Origin of the sequence: Microbispora sp. NBRC 16548, from assembly GCF_030268985.1 — a bacterium.
GTDB classification, from domain to species: Bacteria; Actinomycetota; Actinomycetes; order Streptosporangiales; family Streptosporangiaceae; genus Microbispora; species Microbispora catharanthi.
In genome coordinates this window covers 1-21223 of record NZ_BSSF01000008.1, presented here as the reverse complement: position 1 = coordinate 21223, position 21223 = coordinate 1, and the positions used below count along the sequence as shown (strand labels likewise).

The following is a 21223-nucleotide window of genomic DNA, read 5'->3' as shown; positions in this document are numbered from 1 at the left end:
CCTACCCGGACATAGCGGATGGAAACGCCCGGGTTGGGCGGCCTCGTCGGTGGCTTACCGTACCTGACCGTCAGGCCTGCGGGGGCCGAATGCGCGAACCGCCCCCGCGCTTCATAACGGTACGGCATACCTCTCGCGGGCGTCCTGGTGGATGGAAAACCCCTGATCAGCGCTTTACCGGGGGTCGCTGGGCGCTTTCCCCGGAGGGCGGTGGACGCGGGTTACGTTGACGGCATGGACTCAGGTTTCGGCTACTTCGCAACGGATGATGCGGTTCGTCCTGATGCCTTGGCCCGGCTCGTCGAGCAGCGCGGCCATGCGGCGCTGCTGTTCACCGAGCACACGCACATCCCGGTGCCGCCCGGCGGTCAGACGCCGAAGGACGAATGGGGCGGCGCACTGCCCCGGCGCTACTGGCACACCTACGACCCGTTCGTCGCCTCGATGGCGGCGGGCGCGGCGACGACCCGGCTGCGCGTGGGCACCGGCATCTGCCTCGTACCGGAGCATGAGCCCCTCGGCCTGGCGAAGACGGTGGCGAGCGTGGACAACCTGACCGGCGGGCGGTTCGAGTTCGGCGTCGGCGCCGGATGGAACCGCGAGGAGCTGCGCCACCACGGCGTCGACCCGGCCCGCCGCTTCGCCGTCATGCGGGAACGGGTGCGGGCGATGCAGGAGATCTGGACCCGTGACGAGGCCGAGTTCCACGGCGACTTCGTATCCTTCGACCCGGTCTGGTCGTGGCCCAAGCCGGCACAGAAGCCCTACCCGCCGATCCTGGTGGGCGGTGTCGGGCCGCGCGTCTTCGACCGCGTGCTCGCCTACGGGGACGCGTGGCTGCCCAACTACGGCCCCGGGATCCTGGAGCGCGTCCCCGAGCTGTTCCGGCGGGCGGAGGAGGAGGGCAGGGACGTCAGGGTCGTGATGCTGTCCGCGCCGGCCGACCCCGACGCGCTTGAGCAGTGCGAGAAGGCCGGGGTCGCCCGGGTCATGGCCTGGCTGCCGTCGGCCGGATACGACTGGATCCAGCGGGCGATGGACGCCTTCGAGAACGCCCTCGCCGACCTGCACGGAGAATGAGCACGGCCGGCGGGGAGGGGCGTCAGCTCAGTGTCGCGGTGGCCAGCTTGGCGCCGAAGCCGAGGAAGAGCGCGCCGACCCCCGTGGTGAGCCCGGCGGCCAGCTTGCGGCGGCGCCGGAAGTGGGCCGCGAGGAACGTGCCGCCGAAGATGAGCGTGGTCAGGTAGGTCACGCTGAAGACCTGCACGATCAGCGCCAGGATCAGGAACGACAGCGCGGGCGCGCCGTACGACGGGTCCACGAACTGCACGAAGAACGCCACGAAGAACAAGATGGCCTTGGGGTTGAGCAGGCTGATCGTGAACGCCTTACGGAACGGGTTGCCCACCGGCGCCGGGACGGCCTCCTGCGCCGCCTTCGCGACCTGTTCCTGTGTCGCCTTCGCACCCTGCTCCTGTGTCGCCTCCGTGACCTGTTCCGGAGTCGCGCCCCGGGAGGCCCGCAGGGAGCGCCAGGCGCCGCGCAGCATGCCGAAGCCGATCCACGCCAGATAGATCGCGCCCGAGTACTTCACGATCGAGAACAGGACGGGCGTGGACTTCAGCAGCGACGCGACCCCCGCGGCCGACAGGAACATGAGGACCGAGTCGCCGGCGAAGACCCCGGCCGCCGCCCGATAGCCCTGCCGTACGCCGCGCTGGGCGGCGGTGGACAGCACGAACAACGAGTTCGGCCCGGGCAGCAGGATGATCAGGAACGATCCCGCGATGTAGGTCCAGATGTTGGTGATCCCGAAGAACATGCCCGCTCCCGTCACGAAACTGCATGTCCTGTTATAGCCCTATCCAGGCGTCGGTCACAGTCGGTAGATTCCTATTGACTTGGTAGGGAACACGGGAGAATCCTGGGGAGCATGACGTTGTGGAAGCCTGACCCCACCTTCTATCCCTCGCCCAGGGACGCCGCCGAGGCGCCGCCGGAGAAGCTGGCCTACGTGGCCGCCTTCGACCGGTCGGCCGAGCGGCCCGACGCGCTCGCCGTGCTCGACACCGACCCCGGCTCCCCGTCGTACGGGACCGTGGTCGGCTGGACCGACCTGCCGTACACGGGGGACGAGCTGCACCACTTCGGCTGGAACGCCTGCAGCAGCGCGCTGTGCCCGTACGCGCCGCACCCGCACGTCGAGCGGCGCTACCTGATCGTCCCCGGCCTGCGGTCGTCGCGGATCTACGTCTACGACACCAAGGACCGGGTCAGCCCGGAGCTCGTGAAGGTCGTCGAGGCCGAGGAGCTGGGCAAGCGGGCCGGCTACTCCCGCCCGCACACCGTGCACTGCGGTCCGGAGGGGCTGTACGTCAGCGCGCTCGGCGGCTACGGCGACGACGGGCCCGGCGGCATCGCGATCCTCGACCACAACTCGTTCGACGTGCTCGGCCGGTGGGAGGTGGACCGCGGCCCGCAGTACCTGGCGTACGACTTCTGGTGGCACATCAACCACGACGTGATGATCACCTCCGAGTGGGGCACGCCCTCCATGATCGAGGACGGTGTCGTCGGCGAGCTGCTGCTCGGCCGCAAGTACGGCCACAAGCTGCACTTCTGGGACCTGCGCAAGCGCCGGCACGTCCAGGAGGTGGACCTCGGCGACCAGCACCAGATGACGCTGGAGTTGCGCCCGGCCCACGACCCGACCAAGACGTACGGCTTCGCCGGGGTCGTCGTCAGCGTCGAGGACCTGTCGGCCTCCGTGTGGCTCTGGCACAGGGATGTCGGGCACGGGGACGGCTCCCGCTGGGCGGCGCAGAAGGTGATCACCATCCCGGCCGAGCCCGCCTCGCCCGACGACCTGCCCGACGTGCTCAAGCCGTTCGGCGCGGTGCCGCCGCTGATCACCGACATCGACCTGTCGGTGGACGACCAGCGCCTGTACGTGTCGTGCTGGGGCACCGGCGAGCTCAAGCAGTTCGACGTGTCCGACCCGTTCAAGCCGGTCGAGATCGGCTCGGTCCGCCTCGGCGGCATCGTCGACCGGGCCGCCCACCCCGCGGCGCCGGACGAGCGGCTCGCGGGCGGCCCGCAGATGGTCGAGGTGAGCCGCGACGGCCGCCGGGTCTACGTCACCAACTCGCTGTACGGCGCCTGGGACGACCAGTTCTACCCCGACGGCGTGGGCGCCTGGATGGCGAAGATCGACACCGGGTCGTTCACGCTGGACGAGCGGTTCTTCCCGCACGGCGACGACTTCCGCGGGCTGCGCCCGCACCAGGTCAGGCTGCAGGGCGGCGACGCGTCCTCCGACTCCTACTGCTACCCGTGACGCTGACCGCGGTCATCCTGCTCGGCGCCTTTCACGGGATCAACCCCGCGATGGGCTGGCTGTTCGCCGTCGCCCGCGGGTTGCAGGAGCGCAGCCGCGACCTGCTGCTGCAGTCGCTGCCGGTCATCGCGCTGGGCCACCTCGCGTCGGTGGCCCTCGTGGTGCTCGCCGTGTCGGCGACCGGGTCGATCGTGACGGCCACGGCCCTGTCGATCGGGGCGGGCGTCGTGCTCGTCGGGTTCGGCCTGTGGCACCTGCTCGCCCGGCGGCACTTCCGCTGGGTGGGCATGCGGCTGTCGCTGCCGCAACTGGCCGCCTGGTCGTTCCTGATGTCGTCGGTGCACGGCGCGGGACTGATGCTGCTGCCCGTGCTGACCCGCATGCCGGCGAGTCACCACGGGCACGCCCTGTCGGGCGGCATGCTCGTCGCCGGTGTGCACACGCTCGCGATGTTCCTGACGGCGACCGTCGTCGCCGTCGTGGTGTACGAGTTCCTCGGCGTGGCCGTCCTGCGCCGGGCCTGGTTCAACCTCGACAGGATGTGGGCGTTCGCCCTGGTGGGGGCGGGCGTCGTCACCCTCGTGGGCGCCATCTGAGGGTTGGCGGGACGGGCGGGCGCCGCGGGCCCCCGGGGTGCCTGGCAGGATTGACCGGCGTGCGGGTTCGTCTCCTCGGCGCGCTCGAGGTTCTCGACGACGGCGGGGCTCAGGTCGCCGTCGCGGGCGCGCGCGTGCGCGCGCTGCTGGCCGTGCTGGCCCTGCGGCCCGGCCGCCTCGTTCCGGCCGACCGGCTCGTGGACGCGCTGTGGGAGGACGACCCACCGGCCAACGCCGCGAACGCGCTGCAGACGCTGGTGAAACGCCTGCGCGCGGCGCTCGGGCGGCCCGGCGCGGTGGTGTGGCGCGACGGCGGGTACGTGCTCGACGTCGAGCCGGCGCAGGTCGACGCCCACGTGTTCACCGCACTGACCCTGCCGTACGCGACGGGCACGCTGCCGGACCGGATGACGGACGCCGAGGACTCCAACGCGGAGCTGCACGACGCGTGCGCGGAGCTGGACGAGGCGCTGGCGTTGTGGCGCGGGCCCGCCCTGGCCGACCTGCGCGCGGTGCCCTACCTGGTGGCCGCGGCGGCCCGGCTGGAGGAGCGGCGGCTGGCCGTGGTCGAGGCCCGCGCCGCCGCGTACCTCGCACTCGGACGTGAGGTGGACCTGTCGGCCGAGGTGGCCGCCCATCCGCTGCGCGAGCGGCTGTCCGCCCTGGCGATGCGCGCGCTCGCCCGCTCGGGCAGGCAGGCGGCGGCGCTGGCCCTCTACGAGCGGGTCCGAAGGGCGCTCGCGGACGAACTCGGCGTCGATCCGGGCCCGGAGCTGCGAGCCGCCCATCTCGACGTGCTGCGCGGGCAGGAGACCCCGGCGGCGCATGAGCGGCCGACCCGCACTCCCACCACTCCCACCACCCCCGGCACTGTCGGCGGCACAGGCCGGCGTGCGGGCAGCTTGTGGGCGCCGCCGACGACGTTCGTGGGCCGTGAGGAGGAGGTCACGCACCTCGCGGCCCTGCTGCGCGAATCCCGGCTGGTCACGGTCGTCGGGCCGGGCGGGGCGGGCAAGACGCGCCTGGCGGTCGAGACCGCCCTGCGCGCCGCCGGCAACGGCGTCGTCCGAGAGGGCGTCGCCGGGGAGAGCACCTCCGAAGCGGGCGGGAACGGTGAGGGCGCGTGGCTCGCCGAGCTGGCCCCCCTGACGGACCCCGCGGACGTCGTGCGCTGCGTGCTCGAAGCGCTCGGCGCCGACGCCGAGCCGCGGGTGGGCGGGGACTGGCGGCAGGACCCGCCGGATCCGGACGAGCGCCTGGTCGCCTCCCTCGCCGGGCGTGAGCTGCTGCTCGTCCTCGACAACTGCGAGCACGTGATCGACGCCGCGGCGGGCCTGACCGAGTTGATACTGCGCCGCTGCCCGGGAGTGCGCGTGCTGGCGACCAGCCGCGAGCCGCTCGGTGTGCCGGGGGAGACGCTCGCCCCGATTCCGCCCCTCGGCCTGCCCCCGGAGGGCGTCACCTCAGGCGAGGCGGGCGAGTACCCCGCCGTACGCCTCCTGGTGGACCGCGCCCGCGCGGTGAGCCCCGGCTTCGCCCTCGACGAGCACACGACCCCGCACGTCGTCACGATCTGCCGCCGCCTCGACGGGATGCCGCTCGCCATCGAACTCGCCGCGGCGCGGATCAGGGCGCTCGGCCCCGAGCGGCTCGCGGCCCGCCTCGACGACCGGTTCCGCCTGCTGACCGGCGGGAGCCGTACGGCCCTGCCGCGACACCGGACGCTGAGCGCGGTGGTCGAGTGGAGCTGGGACCTGCTCGCGCCCGAGGAGAGGACGCTGGCGGAGCGGCTCGCGGTGTTCGCCGGCGGTGCCACGCTGGACGACGCGGAGCTGGTCTGCGGGGGCGACGGCCTCGACGTGGTGGCGGTGCTGCCGTCCCTGGTCGACAAGTCCCTGCTGGAGGCGCCGGGCGACGGCCGGTTCCGGATGCTGGAGACGATCCGCGCGTACGCGCTGAGGCGACTGACGGCCAACGGTGAGCTCGACCGCTACCGGCGCCGGCACGCGGCGCACTTCCTGCGGCTCGCCGAGGAGGCCGAGCCGTGCCTGCGCGGAGCCGGGCAGCTGGAGTGGATGGACAGGCTGACCGCCGAGCAGGACAACCTGAACGCCGCCCTGCGCTGGGCCGTCGACTCCCGGGAGACGGAGACCGCGCTGCGCCTGTGCGGCACGCTGAGCTGGTATTGGTGGCTGCGCGGGCATCGCGGCCAGGCGGCCGTCTGGGCCGGGCAGGTCCTCGACCTCGTCCCCGAGGGCCCGCCCGCCGGACTGGTGCGCGCCTACACCGGATGCCGGTTCGCGGTTACGGTCACCCGGCTCGGCACGATCTGGATGGAACCCGACCGGCTGGAGGAGATCCGCCGGGAACTCGCCGACCTCGTCGAGACGGCCCTGCGCGAGGGCCCGGTGCATCCGATGCTGCCGATCCTGCGGGCGGTCGTCACGGCGATGGCCGGACGCAGGGAGGAGGCGGCCGGGATGCTCGACGCGTACGCCGGCTCCGACGATCCCTGGCTGGCCGGCTCGGCGCTGATGATCAGGGGCGGGTCGCTCGGCCTGCCGGGCGACAGCGAACAGGACGTCGAGGAGGCGGTGCGCAGGTTCCGGGCGCTGGGAGAGCGCTGGGGGCTCAGCGAGGCCCTGCTCACGCTGGCCACACTCCGCGCCCGCCGGGGTGCGCCGACGGCGGACCTGATCGACGAGATCGCCGGGCTGACCGCCGGATGGGTCAGCCAGGACGACACGATCTCCACGCTGACCCGCCTGGCCGAGCTGCGCCTTCAGGCGGGCGACGCCGAGGGCGCGGCGGCGGACGTGGCGGCCGCCCGTTCCCACGTGTCCGCCGGCGTCTCGCCGTACGCGCTCGTGCAGGTGAGCATGGGCGAGGCGAAGGTGGCGCGGAGCAGGGGCGACCTCGACGGCGCGGTGGCGGCGTACGAGGAGGTCCTGGCCGTGCTGGAGGCCCACCCCGCCGTCCCGCAGCAACTCGCGTCGGCGTACGCCGAGTACGGCAGGGCGCTTCTGGCCAAGGGCGACCTCGGCGGCGCGCTCGCGCGTCACCACGAGGCGTTGCGCACCCTCGGCGCCACCCCCGACCCGCCCGTCCTCGCGACCGTGCTGGCCGGGCTGGCCATGATCGCCCTGGCCGGGGGCGACGCGACGCGTTCTGCGGCGCTCTTCGGCGCGGCCGACGCGGCTCATGCGGGCTGGCGGGCGGACGCCGAGGCCGCCGAGGCGCTGGAGTCGGCGCGCGAGGCGGCGGGCCCCGGCTTCCCCGCCGCCTACGAGCGCGGCCGAACGTCGCCGCACGAGGACCTCGGCCTGCCCGCCACCGGAAGCAGCAGGTAGGACGGCGCGCTGATCGTGACCCGCGCCGCGCCGGACTGCCGGGCGTACTTGGGGAAGTTCGACCCCGCGACCTCCACCCGCACCCGGTGTCCCGCCCCGAAGACGTGGGCCAGATTGCCGAGGAGGACGCGCGCCCTCTCCGGCTGCGCGCCGTCGCCCGCGACGCGGGCGACACCGTCCGAGACGCGAGTGACGCCGTCCACGAGGATCTCCTCCCGGCCGTCCGGGCGCACATCCACAAGTTTGCCCGTGACGGTGAAACACCTCGTGTCGGACTCGGCGGTCACCACCAGTTCGGCGGCCCCCATGACCTCCAGCGGCGCCGGCAGCGGTCCGGTCGTATAGCGCAGCACGTCGGCCCGGCCGGCGAGCGGCCGCTGGTCCACGGGGCCCGGCCCCGGCGGGAGGAACTCGATCACGTCGCCGCCCATGGTCGGGACGGGATCGCCGGGGTCGGACAGGAAGCAGGCGCGCAGCGTTGCCTCGGGCACGAGCGTGCGGGCCGCCTCGGGCCCGAGCGTGCCGCCGTCACCCAGGTGGTAGCGGACGGCCTCGCTCTCCTGCGGCGGCCAGTCGGCCATCGCCCGCCACGCGCAGGCGCCGGTGACGAACACCCGGACCCTCGCGTCGTCCCTCAGCGGCGTCCCGCGCATCCAGTGGCCGAACCAGTCGAGGTGGAGGCCCGTCCAGTCGACGGCCTCCCCGCTCGCGTCCTCGCCGTGGTCGCGCCCGGCCAGCGTCCGCTCGCGGAACGCGTGAGTCCACGGACCGACGACGAGGCGGGCCCTGTCGGGCAGAGCCCGGTAGGCGCTGATGGTGCTGTCGCGGAAGTAGTCGTACCACCCGGTCGACAGCAGCACCGGCACCTCGACCCTGTCGTAGCGCGCCTTCAGGTCGGCGTCCCGCCACAGCTCGTGGGACGGGTCGGGATGCGCGAGCCAGTCGGCGTAGAAGGGGAAGAGGCCGTTGATCTCCGGCTGGTCCTCGACGGGCAGGCGCCGGAGCATCTCGCCGAGCCGGGCCGCCGGGGCGGGCGGACGACCCTGTTCCGCCAGGCCGAGCCGTGCGCGGCGTGCCAGGTGCAGGGGCGCGAGCACGGTCGTCAGGACCGGGAGGACGATGCCCAGCCTGGGGACGCCGCCGGCGTACACCACGTCGTGCAGCCCGGCGGGGAAGACGGAGGGCGCCACGGCCCGCAGCCCGTCCGGCCGCTCGCTCGCGGCGAGAAGCTGGGCGATCCCGAGATAGGAGTCGCCGAACATGCCGACCTGCCCGTCGCACCACGGCTGGCGCGCGGCCCAGGTCACCGTGTCGTGCCCGTCGGCGGCCTCCCCCGTGAGGAACCGCAGGTCGCCCTCCGACTCGCCGGTGCCGCGCACGTCCTGCACCATGACCGCGTAGCCCGCCGACAGCAGCCGGGCGACGTCGAGCCGCAGGCCCGGGCCGTAGGGCCCCCTGCCGTACGGGGTCCGGGCCAGCAGGACGGGATACCGCCCGCCGGGCTCGGGCAGCCAGACGGTCGCGGCGAGCCGTACGCCGTCGCGCAGAGGTGTCCACACGTCCCGGCCGTCCGGGAGCGCACCGGCCCATTGAGGCGGGGGGAGCGCGAGCGAGCCGTTCATCGGGGCGTTCACCGGATCCTCCGGGTGTAGGCGCGCACGGCGAGCGGGATGAAACACGCGGTGACGGCGGCGGCCCATGCCAGCGTGACCCAGACGTGCGCCCCCACGGGAGCACCGGTGAGCAGCGCTCGGACGGCGTCGGCCAGGTGCGAGACCGGGTTGACCGACGACCACCAGCGCAGCACGCCCGGCAGGTTGGCCGGGGGGATGAACGCGCTGCTGCCGAACGTCAGCGGCAGCAGGACGGCGGTCGCCGTGCCCTGCATCGAGGCGACGGACTTGGCCTTCAGCCCGAGCCAGGCCGACACCCAGCTCAGCGCCAGCGTGAACAGCAGCAGGAGGGCCAGGCCGGCCAGCGCGTCCAGGGGCGAGGCCGTGATCCGGAACCCGGCCGCGATCCCGGCGAGCAGGGCCACCGCGATGGTGACCGCGGTCGTCAGCGCGTCCGCGGTCACCCGCCCGATCAGCGGGGCGGAGCGGGCGATCGGCATGCTCCGGAACCGGTCGAACACGCCGTTCACGATGTCCTCGGCGAGGTTCATGCCCGTGGTGTTCGTCGAGATGAGGGCCACCTGCACGAGCACACCGGGCATCAGATAGCGCGCGGCGTGCTCGGGGTCGCCCGACATGGCCCCGAACATCAGGACGAAGACCACGACCATGAAGATCGGCTGAAGCAGGAACTGGACGAGCCGACCGGGCTCGTTCCCCAGCGGCACCAGGCTCCGCCAGGCGAGGGTCATGCCCTGCGCGAGCACGCCCCGGCGCCCGCTCGTGGACGTTATGGCGGTCATCGCGTCCTCCCTGAGGTCGTGGTGTCTGTAAGGGCGAGGAACGCCTCGTCGAGCGTGGGCCTGCGGACGGCGTGCTCGGCGAGGGAGACACCGGCCTCCTCCAGCTGCCGGAACACGGCCGGGCTCACCGCCGAGTCCAGCAGCGGCACGCTGAGCAGCCCGTTCTCCCCGCGGTGCGGAGTCAGCCCGGTGACCTCGGCGAGGATCAGTTCCGCCTTCTCCGCGTCGTGCTCCGGCCGTATCTCCAGCCGCCGGTCGCCCGCCCTGGCCTTCAGCTCGCGGGGCGTGCCCCGCGCGGCCACCAGGCCGTGATCGATGAGCACGATCTCGTCGGCGAGCTGGTCGGCCTCCTCCAGGTACTGCGTCGTGAGCAGCACGGTCGCCCCGCCCGCCACCTGCTCGCGCACGATCCGCCACAGGTCCGCCCTGGCGCGCGGATCGAGCCCGGTCGTCGGCTCGTCCATGAAGACGATCGACGGCCGGCCGACCAGGCTGACGGCCAGGTCGAGCCGCCGCCGCATGCCGCCCGAGTAGGAACCCGCCGCCCGGTCTGCGGCGTCCTCCAGCGCGAACTCCGCGAGCAGCGCCGCCGCCCTGCCCCGGGCCTCGGCCCGGCTCATGCCGAGGAGCCGCCCGATCATCACCAGGTTCTGCCGTCCGGTCAGCTTCTCGTCCACCGACGCGTACTGACCGGTCAGCCCGATCAGCTTCCGCACCTCGGCCGGCGCCTTCACTACGTCGTGCCCGCCGACCGCCGCCCGGCCGCCGTCGGGGGAGACGAGCGTGGCGAGGATGCGGACCGCGGTGGTCTTGCCCGCGCCGTTGGGACCGAGCACGCCGAGCACCGAGCCCGGCGGCGCGGCGAGGTCGATCCCGGCCAGCGCGGCCTTGTCGCCGTATCTCTTCACGAGGCCGTGGGCCTCAATCGCGTACGTCATGCTCCGACGGTCGCCGCCCGCGCTGGCACGGAGCTGGCACCGAGCTGGCACCGAGCTGGCACCGAGCTGGCACCGTGCTGGCAGGGCGGTCGGCACCGTGCCGGCAGGGTCGCCGGCAGGGCACCGGCCGCCTTGCCGCGAACGGCGGCGGGGGTGAAACTTGCAAAGAAGCGGGGCATCATGGATTACCGCAGATGGCGCCACTGGAACGTGCCCGCCTGCGACATGAGCCGCGCATAATCCGGGCTTAAGCCTGCGCTCCTTGTCCGTCCGGCGGCGCCGCCACTACGCTCCCGCGACATTCCTCTTCTCTCCTCCGCGTCCCGTAGCGGAGGCTCGTCCTTGTTCGGAGCCCACCATGGGAGCGATCACGCGTGGCACCTTCGCCGTCGTGGTCCTGAGCGCCGTGCTGTCCTCGCTGTTCGTCGCCTGGTACGGCCCGGCCCGCGCCACCGAGACCGGCGCCACGGCCGTCAGCCAGACGCAGGCCAGGTCACGTGTCGTGGTGCGGCGGGCCGCCGTCGCACCGGCGCGGGCCGCGGTCGCTCCCGCGCAGGCAGCCGCCCCCGCACAGGCAGCACCGGCGCAAGCAGCACCGGTGCAGGCCGTTCCCGCGCGGGCCGCCGCTCCCGTGCCCGAGGTGACGGTCACCGTGACCGTCACGCCGTCGCCGTCCCCCTCGCCTGGCCGCATCAGAGTGGGCTACGTCCCCCAGCGCGGCGCGTACGGCGCCACGTCCACCGTGCGCGACCTCGACACCAGCGGGCTGGCGGGCAGGCTGACCCACGTCCTCTACGCCTTCGCGAACATCGACCCCGGCTCGCTGACCTGTCTCACCGGGGTCACCCGGCCGCTCGCGCCCGACCCGAACGACCCCGACCAGGGCGACGGCGCGGGCGACGCCTGGGCCGACTACCAGCGCGGTTTCACGGCCGCCGAGTCGCTGGACGGCGTGGCCGACCCCCCGGACGCCTCGCTCGCCGGCAACTTCAACCAGCTGAAGAAGCTCAAGGCCCGACACCCCGGCCTGAAGGCATTGATCTCGATCGGCGGCTGGACCTACTCCAAGTACTTCTCGGACGTCGCGCGGACCGCCGCCACCCGGCAGAGGTTCGTGAAGTCCTGCCTCGACGCCTACATCAGGGGCGACCTGCCGGGCGTCGAGGGCAGGGGTGGCCCGGGCAGCGCGGCGGGCGTCTTCGACGGCATCGACATCGACTGGGAGTGGCCCGGCGGCGAGGGGCACCTGGGCAATCACACCGGCGTCGACGACAGGCGGAACCTGACGGCCCTGCTGGCCGAGTTCCGCGCGCAACTCGACGCGCTCGGTGCGGCCACGGGCCGCCACTATCCGCTCTCGGTCTACCTCCCCGCCGACGACGATCGCGTCGAGGCCGGGTTCGACCTGGAGAAGCTGGTCGGCCTCGTCGACTTCGTCAACGTGCAGAGCGACGGCCGGCACGCCGTCCGCGAGGGTGCGATCCTGCGCTGACCTCGCTTCGCCCGTCGTGGGCCGGTGGCGCACGGCGGTCACAGCGTGCTCGCCTCAGCCGTGCTCATCTCAGTCGTGCTCACCTCAGTCGTGCTCGCCTTAACGGACGAGCAGTCGGCCCTTAACGCGCGCATAACCCGGTCCCGCGCCTCCACCGGCGATGACAAGGTTCGTTAGGAACGCTGTCGAATTGGGTCTTGTGAACCAGCGACCGCGAAGCTACGATCCGTACAACTCTTAGGAAACTTTCCTAAAAGAACGAGCTCGGGAGCCGAAAATGGCCCTTCCTCACCCCTAGCGTCTTCCTCTCGCGTCCCGTCACCAGACGCCCTTGAGTGCCGTACGGCCGGTGCTGTTCCGATCGGCCGCCTCCGTCAGGCGCCGGCCGTACGGATTCCCATGACCTCCCCGTTCACCCCCCACAGAGGTTGTGTCCATGCAAACCAGGTACGTCTGGCGTGCGCTCGCCGCGATGGCCGCACTCGCGCTCGCTCTCGTCGCGCTGCCCGCCGAGGCCGCCACGGTCAAGGCCGTCTTCTCGGCCGACTCCGACTGGGGCTCCGGCTACCAGGGCCGCTACACCCTCACCAACACCGGGACCGCCGCGATCTCCGGATGGACGGTCGAGTTCGACCTTCCCGCAGGCTCGACGGTCGGGTCCTACTGGGACGCGCTGATGACGCGTTCCGGCGACCACTACACGTTCAAGAACCGTGAGTACAACGGCGGCCTGGCCGCCGGCGCCTCGACGACGTTCGGCTGGGTAAACAGCGGACCCGGCAAACCGGCGAACTGCCGCCTGAACGGCGGCCCGTGCGACGGCGCGACGACCTCGCCGTCCCCCTCACCGAGCACGTCCCCCAGCGCGTCTCCGAGCGCGTCTCCGAGTTCGCCGCCGCCCGCGCCCGGTGCCCTGCGCACCGCGCCGTACGTGGACATGGGCGCCTGGCCCACCCCGAGCCTGAGCGCGATGGCCTCGGCCTCCGGCCTGAAGAGCTTCACGCTCGCGTTCGTCACCGCGTCGGGCTGCAAGGCGATGTGGTTCAACGCGTACGACCCACGGCAGCAGTGGGCCAAGGACCAGATCGACGCGATCCGGGCAGGCGGCGGTGACGTCAAGGTGTCCTTCGGCGGCGCGACCGGCATCGAACTCGCTCAGGCGTGCACGGACGTGAACGCGCTGGTCGGCGAATACGACGCGGTCGTCACCGCCTACGACCTGAAATACATCGACCTCGACATCGAGGGTTCTGCGGCGGCCGAGCCCGCGTCCATCGCCCGCCGGTCGCAGGCGCTCGCCCGGCTTCAGCAGGCCCACCCCGACCTGAAGATCTCCCTGACGCTGCCCGTGCTGCCGAGCGGCCTGACCGCCGACGGCCTCAACGTGGTGCGGTCCGCCCGCGACGCCGGGGTCAGGCTCGATGCCGTCAACGTCATGGCCATGGACTACTACCAGTCCGTCGACTACGGCGACGCGGCGATCCAGGCGGCGAACAGCACCTTCGCGCAGCTCAAGAGCCTGTATCCCAGCCTGTCCGACGCCCAGGTGTGGCGGATGGTCGGGGTCACGCCGATGCTCGGGCAGAACGACGACGGCCGGATCTACAACCAGGACGACGCCCGCCAGCTCGTCGCCTTCGCCAAGGACAAGCACCTCGGCCTGCTGGCCTTCTGGGAGACGACCCGCGACCGCAACGCCTGCACCGGCGCGCTCTACTCCTGCACCAACATCCCCCAGTCGCCCTACGAGTTCTCCAAGATCTTCGCTTCGTACACGGGGTGAGGCACATGAACAAGCTCATCGGCCTGGGCGCGGCGGCGTCCCTCGCCTTCGCCGGCCTGCTCACGGCGACGTTCACCGGCCCGGCCCGTGCCGCTGACATCACGGCCAATCCGGGGTTCGAGTCGGGTCTGTCGGGGTGGACGTGCGCGTCCTCGGCGCAGGTGGTGCCGAGTCCGGTGCACGGCGGGTCGAAGGCGTTGTCGGCGACACCGGCGGGCAGTGACTACGCGCGGTGCCAGCAGACGATCAGCGTCAAGCCGTCCACGACGTACGCGCTGTCGGCGTGGGTCCAGGGCAACTACGTGTTCCTCGGGGCGACCGGCACGGGGGTGAACGCCCAGACGTGGGGGTCGCCGGGATCGTCGTGGTCGCAGCTGTCGACGTCGTTCACCACGGGGTCGTCCACGACGAGTGTGACGATCTACGTCAACGGCTGGTACGGCCAGGGCGCCTACTACGCCGACGACGTCGTCCTCGACGGTCCCGGCACCCCGGCCTCGCCCTCCCCATCCCCCTCCATCAGCCCGTCCCCGTCACCCTCCCCGTCCCCGTCCCCGTCACCGTCGACCTCACCGAGCCCGCCGCCGCCGGGCGGGAAGCGGGTGCTGGCCGGCTACCTGCACGCCTCGTTCGCCAACGGCTCCGGCTACGTGCGGATGGCCGACGTCCCCGACGCGTGGGACATCATCGACCTGGCCTTCGGCGAGCCGACCTCGCCCACCTCCGGCGACATCCGGTTCACCCGCTGCCCGGCGACGGAATGCCCGAGCGTCGAGAGCGACGCCGACTTCGTCGCGGCCATCCGCGCCAAACAGGCGGCCGGCAAGAAGGTGCTGATCTCGATCGGCGGCCAGAACGGGATCGTCCAGCTCACCACCACCGCCGCCCGGGACAAGTTCGTCCAGTCCGTCGCCGCGATCATCGACAGGTACGGCCTGGACGGCCTCGACATCGACTTCGAGGGCCACTCGCTGTCGCTGAACCCCGGCGACACCGACTTCCGCAACCCGACCACCCCGGTGGTCGTGAACCTCATCTCCGCGATCAAGACGCTCAAGGCCAGGTATGGCGCGAAGTTCACGCTCACCATGGCCCCCGAGACGTTCTTCGTCCAGCTCGGCTACCAGTTCTACGGCCCGGGTCAGAACGGGACGGCCGACGCCCGCTCCGGGGCGTACCTGCCCGTGATCCACGCGCTGCGTGACGACCTCACGCTGCTGCACGTCCAGGACTACAACTCCGGGCCGATCATGGGCCTCGACAACCAGTACCACACGATGGGCGTGGCCGACTTCCACGCCGCCATGACCGACATGCTGCTCACCGGCTTCCCCGTGGCCGGTGGCGCGACCTTCCCGCCGCTGCGTCCCGACCAGGTCGCGATCGGCCTGCCGGCCGCGCCGTACGCCGGCAACGGCTACACGAGCACGGCCGAGGTGCAGAGCGCCTTCGGCTGCCTGGCGAAGGGGACGGGCTGCGGTTCCTACCGGCCGCACGGCGTCTTCCCCGGCCTGCGCGGCCTCATGGCCTGGTCCGTCAACTGGGACAAGTACAACGGCTCCGAGTTCTCCCGCTCCCACAGGGCGTATCTCGACGCCCTGAAGTGATCCCCCCCACCCACCCCCCAACCCTTGCGAGGAAGAATGCAGCTTCGCTTCGGTACGGGCCGGCGCGCCAGGGCAGCCCTCGCCCTGCTTGCCTCCCTCCTCCTGGCCGTCGCCGGACTGGTCGCGGGAACGGCCGCGTCCGCCTCGGCGGCCCCGAACAGCGTGGTCATGCTGGCCTACCCGGCATGGGCCCCGAACACCTGGTACGCCATCGGCGCCCGGGTGACCTACAACGGCGTCGACTACGAGTGCATCCAGGCGCACACGTCCCTGACCGGCTGGGAGCCGCCGATCGTCCCGGCGCTCTGGAAGCAGGTCAGCGGCGGAGGCAACCCGAGCCCGTCGCCGACGCCTCCGTCCGGCGCCCCGGGCAAGCCGGGCAACCCGGCCGTCACCGGCACCACGAACTCGTCGATCTCGCTGTCGTGGTCGGCGTCGAGCGGCACGGTGACCGGCTACCGCGTCTACGAGGGCACCTCGGTCAAGGCGACCGGCAGCGGCACCAGCGCCACGATCTCCGGCCTCGGCACCTGCACCACCCACACGTACACCGTCAAGGCGTACAACTCGAACGGCGAGTCCGCGGCGAGCGGGTCGGTGACCGGCACCACCACGGGCTGCCCCACGAGCGGTGGCAAGCTCCCCGGCGCGCCGTACCTGTATGAGGGCTGGGGCAACCCGCCGAACCCGGCCACGGTCATGAACGCCACCGGGGTCAGGCAGTTCACGATGGCCTTCATGCTCTCCGGCGGCGGCTGCACCCCGGCGTGGGACGGCTCCCGCCCGCTGTCGGGCAGCGCCGACGCCACCGCGATCTCGCAGATCAAGGCCGCGGGCGGCAACGTCCAGATCTCCTTCGGCGGCTGGCAGGGCAACAAGCTCGGTCCCAACTGCTCCAGCTCGTCCGCCTTCGCCTCGGCCGTCCAGCAGGTCGTCAACGCCTACAACCCGGCCGCGGTCGACTTCGACATCGAGAACACCGACGAGTTCGAGAACGAGGCCGTCCAGGACCGTATCCTCGGCGGTTTGAAGATCGTCAAGCAGAACAACCCGAACGTCAAGGTCGTCGTCACCTTCGGCACCAGCACGACAGGCCCGACCTACTACGGCACCCGGCTGATCAACCAGTCGAAGGCGCTGGGCGTGAACATCGACAACTACACGATCATGCCGTTCGACTTCGGCGGCGGCGCGAACATGTACCAGAACACGGTCAACGCGGCCGAGGGCCTGAAGAACGCGCTCAAGGCGGCGTGGGGCTGGACCGACGCCCAGGCGTACGCGCACATGGGCATCTCGGGCATGAACGGCCTGTCCGACCAGCAGGAGCTCACCTCCGTGGCCACCTGGACCCAGATCCGCGACTGGGCCAAGTCCAAGGGCCTGGGCCGGCTCGCCTTCTGGGCGGTCAACCGCGACCGCGGCTGCGCGGGCGGCGGCGTGGTGTCGAACTGCAGCGGCATCGCGCAGAACGACTGGGACTTCACCAGGATCACCGCGGGCTTCTGACCCGTCCACCTGTCGACGGCCAGAGGGATCCGGGCACGGCCCGCCGGACCGGATCCCTCGCCGCCCGCACGCGATGTGAGCGCGGACCGATGCGAGTCGGGCGCCCATGAGCAGGCGGCCGGTCCGGCGGGGACGACCCCCCTACCCGCCGTGCCGGTCGCCCCCGTGCGTGGGGGCGAGCAGGCCGATCAGCATCCCGACGATCACGGCCACGGCAAGAGTGATCCACAGGCGAATTTTCATGAAGTCTCCTGGATGTAACGCTCCGTGGTCACAATACCCCTAATCGTGACGGATCGCGACGGCTGGATGGCCGAATCCAGGATCGAGTCGCCTGTTTTGCCATTCGTCAGGCAGGCTTGGCATCGTCATGGAATACGCGATCCCCACCAGCATCGTCCTCGTCGCCGGCGTCCTGCTCGCGCTCGTCGCCCAATGGAAGGGCTGGCGGCCGTCCCTGGCCGTCACGCTCACGCTCGGCATCGCCGTACGCGTGCTGATCATGGTCTTGTCGGCCAGGGACACCCAGTGGCAGCCGGTCGACTACGTCAACAGCTTCCAGCCCGCCGGCGTGGCGATCCTCGACCACCGCGATCCGGTGCTCGAGAGCAACGGCGGATGGCACTTCCTCCCGACGATCCCGTACATGTACGGCCTGCTGCTGTGGCTGGGCATCCCATGGGAGTACGCCGGCCGCATCGTCACCGTCGTCGCCGATGTCGTGCTGATCCCGCTGGTCGGCAAGCTGGCCGGGGCGCGGACCGAGAAACTGCGCGCCTTCCAGTACGCCTGCAACCCCCTCGCGATCCTCGTCGCCTCCGTGCACGGCCAGGTCGAGCCGGTCTCCCTGGTCTTCGGGGTCGCGGCGTACGTCGTGGCGCGCGGTCCGGGCGAGTGGCGGCGGCCCGAGCCCCTGCCGTGGGCCCGCATGCGGTTCGCGAACCGCGACCTGCCGCTGCCCTGGATTTCGCCGGGCGAGATCGTGCGGCGCATCGTCCACCCGTCGAAGGAGGACCGCGCGGCGACGGGCCGGGCCGTATGGGCGGGTCTGCTCATGGGGCTCGCGCTCTGCGCGAAGAGTTGGCCGGTGATCCTCGTGCCGGCCCTGCTGATGTTCCTGCCCGGGCTGCGCAGCCGCCTGGTCTCGCTGGTCGCGACCGGTGTCTCGCCGGTGTTCTTCCTGCTGACGCTCCCGATCGGCGGCTGGACGGAGTGGCGGCAGCTGCCCGAGGTGCTCAACACCATCGGGCTGCGGCCCAGCGACGTCCGTCCGATCACGGGGGACTGGGGCTGGACCGCCCTGGTCAGCGGCGGCAACTGGAACCTCGACCCGCTCCCGGCCAGGATCGGCCAATACCTCATCTACGCCGCGATCGTCGCCTGCCTCGTCTGGTGGCGCAAGGCCGACCCGGTCGACGTCACGATCGCGATCCTGCTGTCTTTCATGATCTTCACGCCGCGCCTCGGCGCCCAGTATCTGCTGTGGTTCATGCCGTTCCTGGTCGCCCGGCCCACCCGCTGGGCCTGGCCGGCGATCCTCGGCAGCACGTTGTGGGCCGCGATCGGCTACATCGTGCTCACCCAGTTCCACGGGTCCAAGTGGGGCGAGTTGCACGCCCCCTGGGCGATCAGCTCGCTGGTGCTGTTCCCGGTGCTGATCGCGGCCATCCCATGGCGGCGCAGGTACGCGGAGACCACGCCGATGCCGGTGCCGGAGGAGAAGAAGACCGTCCCCGCCGCCTGAGACGGGGGTCCCGCCGGTCTCAGGTCACGATGAGGCGGACCATATGGCCATGGCTCTTGAAGCCGGGCGGGTCACCGTCGAGCATTCCGGTCACGCACTCGAACACGCCCGGTGAGGCATGCCGTACGAAGAAGACGGTCTCGGCGATCGCCGACAGCAGCCGGATCACGTCGCGCTGCACGTGGACGCCCTCCCTGTCGCCGGCCAGCGAGACCGTCACCTCGTACACGCCGTCGTCGAGCAGGCGCTCACCGGTCAGGAGCCACTCCGACCCGCACGCACGGCGCAGGTGGGGGAGCAGATGCGCCTCGGGTTCCTCCGTCACCCAACCGTCCCGTGCCATCGCGTCGAGCAAAGCGGACACCTGTGGCTCCATCGCCGAGGCGTCCGCGATTCCGGTGAGGCGCTCGTCGTCGTCCCATCGCCGCATGATCAGACCCTAAGCCGGAGCACGGCGGCGCAGCCCGCAGACGCTCCGTGTCGGCGCCCGTCCGACGACCCTGACCATGACTGCGTCCGGAATGTGTCGGACGGCTGCGGAGGCTGAAGCCGAACGGCCGAGCAGGGGATGGGCGGATGGCCTCACCGGGGGTCGGGCTGTTCCGGCCGCGGGTCGGGGTGGGACGCCGGAGAGCGTTCAGGTAACCGCCCGGAGATGAGCGCGGCGGCCCAGGAGCCGTCCGGATCGCTGTCGACGAGCAGGGCACGGACGAGCAGGCTCAGCGGGATCGCCAGCAGCGCCCCGAGCGGACCGAGCACCCACGCCCAGACGATCAGCGAGAGGAACGTGGCCGTGGTGGACAATCCCACGGCGTCACCCAGGAACTTCGGCTGGATGAACGACTGGATCACCACGTTGATCGCGATGTACGCCACGATCACCAGCAGCATCGTCTTGGGCCCGCCCTCCAGCAGCCCGAGCAGCGCTGGTGGGATGAGGCCCAGGATGAACCCGATGTTCGGGATGTAGTTCGTGATGAGGGCGAGCACCCCCCACAGCAGCGGGAGCGGCACGCCCAGCACGTACAGCGCGATCACGTCCAGGACCGAGCAGATGAGGCCGAAGACGGTGGAGACGATCAGGTAGCGGCGCGTCCTGTTCGTGAAGGTCTTGAGCGCGCGGGCGAGGGCGGGCCGTTCGGCCGAGGCGGCGTCCACGATCCGGGCGAACACGGGAGCGTCGAGACTCATGGCCAGCAGCAGCACGACGATCAGGAACAGGCTCGACAACACTCCCAGAAGGCTGCTCAACACGCTCTGGGCGACGCCGATCAACTTGCCGAAATCGAGCGACGACAGCGCTTTGTTGAGCTGTTCACTCCCGTAACCGAGGCCCGCCGCCCAGTGCTGGAGGTCGGCCACCATCGCGTTGAACTGGTTCGCGTACGTGGGAGCCAGGATCGCGAGTTGCGCGGCGGCGAGGCTGAGCACCGCGACCATGCCGAGCAGGACCAGCAGCACCACGGCGAGCGGGACGGCCACCTGCAGCCATACGGGAGAGTTGTGGCGGGCCAGCCAGCCGCGTACCGGAGAGACGGCGATGACGAGGGTCAGCGCCAGGACGACCGGGCCGACGATCGAGCCCACCGCCTGGACGCCGGCGAGCGTTATCACCGCGGCAGCGGTACAGACCAGCACGATCAGGGCGCGAGGGAACCCCTGTCGAGTCACGTCCCGTTCCTACCCCTTCTCCAGGTGAAAAGGCTGTGCAAGGTGGATCAGTCGTAGCACGCCCCGGCCCCTACCCTTGTCCGGGCGGGCGAGTCGTGACGGGAATGAAGCCGGGCCTCACGCCGTTCGATCCGTGCGGAACTTCCATCCGGTGGATGACCTGCGGGAATAGGTCCCCGGCCGGCTGCGTTGGAGCTTAGCCGGGCCAAGTCGTCGGCAGGCCCTGGTAATCTTGTGGTGTCGGCGCGGTTCGGCGCACTCCTCTTCGATCACTTCGGTGGTTGTCTTGTGTGTGCGGGCTGGTTGCCGGCGACTCCTCGTGCTTTTCGATCTTCTTGGTTCGGTGGTTTTGCGTCGGGCTGGGGGTTCGGGTAAGTTAGAGGGGTTGCCCCGGAAACGGGGTGGTCGAATTCCTGTCGGTCGGCGGGTTTCGGGTCAAATTAAGTCCCGGTGGGGCGGATTTGACACGGAAGAGCCGGTCGGGAAGAATTAAGACCAGCAAGACAAAAGAAAAACAAACGGTGAAACGCCCCGGAGCGTGGGACCTTCTTCAGAGGGTTTCGGGTGATGGTGGTCGCGTCCGTTTCTTGAGAACTCAACAGTGTGCTAAAAGCCAGTGCATGAATCATGCATGACCCCGTCATAGCGGCATCCTCGTGGTGTCGGTGACGGATTCCTTTGACGGCATCCTTCCTTAGCCGGGGGGTGTCGGCCAGAGTGATTTCTTTTCAAGCATTGTTTGGAGAGTTTGATCCTGGCTCAGGACGAACGCTGGCGGCG

At 71.2% G+C, this 21223-nt stretch carries 15 protein-coding genes; 9 read left to right on the top strand and 6 right to left on the bottom strand.

Annotation, left to right across the window (positions count from 1 at the left end; genetic code table 11):
• Positions 1 to 234 precede the first annotated feature (234 nt).
• Complete coding sequence (locus QSK36_RS22705; protein ID WP_285783809.1) at positions 235 to 1080, top strand: LLM class F420-dependent oxidoreductase; 846 nt, start codon at positions 235 to 237, stop codon at positions 1078 to 1080.
• Positions 1081 to 1102: 22 nt separating this feature from the next.
• Here QSK36_RS22705 and leuE read toward each other — a convergent pair whose 3' ends face one another.
• Entirely contained in the window at positions 1103 to 1822 is a 720-nt protein-coding gene (gene leuE / locus QSK36_RS22700) for a leucine efflux protein LeuE (protein WP_285783808.1), read from the bottom strand.
• Positions 1823 to 1933: 111 nt separating this feature from the next.
• On the opposite strand from leuE, the gene QSK36_RS22695 reads away from it, so the two are divergent.
• From QSK36_RS22695 to QSK36_RS22685, 3 genes are read left to right on the top strand one after another with little or no spacing between them, the layout of a single operon-like run.
• Positions 1934 to 3337: a selenium-binding protein SBP56-related protein gene (locus tag QSK36_RS22695; RefSeq protein WP_183535566.1), complete on the top strand. Its 1404-nt coding sequence runs from the start codon at positions 1934 to 1936 to the stop codon at positions 3335 to 3337.
• A complete protein-coding gene (locus QSK36_RS22690) occupies positions 3334 to 3933 on the top strand; it encodes a hypothetical protein (RefSeq protein WP_139580199.1) in 600 nt (199 codons plus the stop codon). The genes QSK36_RS22695 and QSK36_RS22690 overlap by 4 nt, the downstream gene beginning before the upstream one ends.
• Before the next feature lie 59 nt (positions 3934 to 3992).
• Entirely contained in the window at positions 3993 to 7283 is a 3291-nt protein-coding gene (locus tag QSK36_RS22685) for an AfsR/SARP family transcriptional regulator (RefSeq protein WP_285783807.1), read from the top strand.
• Here QSK36_RS22685 and QSK36_RS22680 read toward each other — a convergent pair.
• From QSK36_RS22680 to QSK36_RS22670, 3 genes are read right to left on the bottom strand one after another with little or no spacing between them, the layout of a single operon-like run.
• A complete protein-coding gene (locus QSK36_RS22680; RefSeq protein WP_285783806.1) occupies positions 7217 to 8917 on the bottom strand; it encodes a CocE/NonD family hydrolase in 1701 nt (566 codons plus the stop codon). The two genes, QSK36_RS22685 and QSK36_RS22680, sit on opposite strands and share 67 nt — an antisense overlap.
• On the bottom strand, positions 8914 to 9699 hold the full coding sequence (locus tag QSK36_RS22675; protein ID WP_285783805.1) for an ABC transporter permease: 786 nt from the start codon (positions 9697 to 9699) through the stop codon (positions 8914 to 8916). Before QSK36_RS22675 ends, QSK36_RS22680 begins: the two co-directional genes overlap by 4 nt.
• Positions 9696 to 10637, bottom strand: a complete 942-nt coding sequence (locus QSK36_RS22670; protein WP_285783804.1) for an ATP-binding cassette domain-containing protein — start codon at positions 10635 to 10637, stop codon at positions 9696 to 9698. Before QSK36_RS22670 ends, QSK36_RS22675 begins: the two co-directional genes overlap by 4 nt.
• 358 nt (positions 10638 to 10995) lie before the next feature.
• Here QSK36_RS22670 and QSK36_RS22665 point away from each other — a divergent pair, with 358 nt between their 5' ends.
• The 5 genes from QSK36_RS22665 (at position 10996) to QSK36_RS22645 (ending at position 18772) form a co-directional block, all read left to right on the top strand.
• Complete coding sequence (locus QSK36_RS22665; protein ID WP_285783803.1) at positions 10996 to 12129, top strand: glycoside hydrolase family 18 protein; 1134 nt, start codon at positions 10996 to 10998, stop codon at positions 12127 to 12129.
• Positions 12130 to 12565: 436 nt separating this feature from the next.
• Complete coding sequence (locus tag QSK36_RS22660) at positions 12566 to 13912, top strand: cellulose binding domain-containing protein (protein WP_183535576.1); 1347 nt, start codon at positions 12566 to 12568, stop codon at positions 13910 to 13912.
• Between the two features lie 5 nt (positions 13913 to 13917).
• A complete protein-coding gene (locus tag QSK36_RS22655) occupies positions 13918 to 15519 on the top strand; it encodes a chitinase (RefSeq protein ID WP_285783802.1) in 1602 nt (533 codons plus the stop codon).
• Positions 15520 to 15555: 36 nt separating this feature from the next.
• A complete protein-coding gene (locus tag QSK36_RS22650) occupies positions 15556 to 17028 on the top strand; it encodes a carbohydrate-binding protein (RefSeq protein ID WP_183535580.1) in 1473 nt (490 codons plus the stop codon).
• 370 nt (positions 17029 to 17398) lie between these two features.
• Complete coding sequence (locus tag QSK36_RS22645; protein ID WP_285783801.1) at positions 17399 to 18772, top strand: hypothetical protein; 1374 nt, start codon at positions 17399 to 17401, stop codon at positions 18770 to 18772.
• A gap of 19 nt (positions 18773 to 18791) precedes the next feature.
• On the opposite strand, the gene QSK36_RS22640 is transcribed toward QSK36_RS22645, so the two are convergent.
• Together QSK36_RS22640 and QSK36_RS22635 are read right to left on the bottom strand one after the other, a co-directional pair.
• Positions 18792 to 19202: a hypothetical protein gene (locus QSK36_RS22640; RefSeq protein WP_182901315.1), complete on the bottom strand. Its 411-nt coding sequence runs from the start codon at positions 19200 to 19202 to the stop codon at positions 18792 to 18794.
• A gap of 152 nt (positions 19203 to 19354) precedes the next feature.
• Positions 19355 to 20443: an AI-2E family transporter gene (locus QSK36_RS22635; RefSeq protein ID WP_285783800.1), complete on the bottom strand. Its 1089-nt coding sequence runs from the start codon at positions 20441 to 20443 to the stop codon at positions 19355 to 19357.
• Positions 20444 to 21223: the final 780 nt, after the last annotated feature.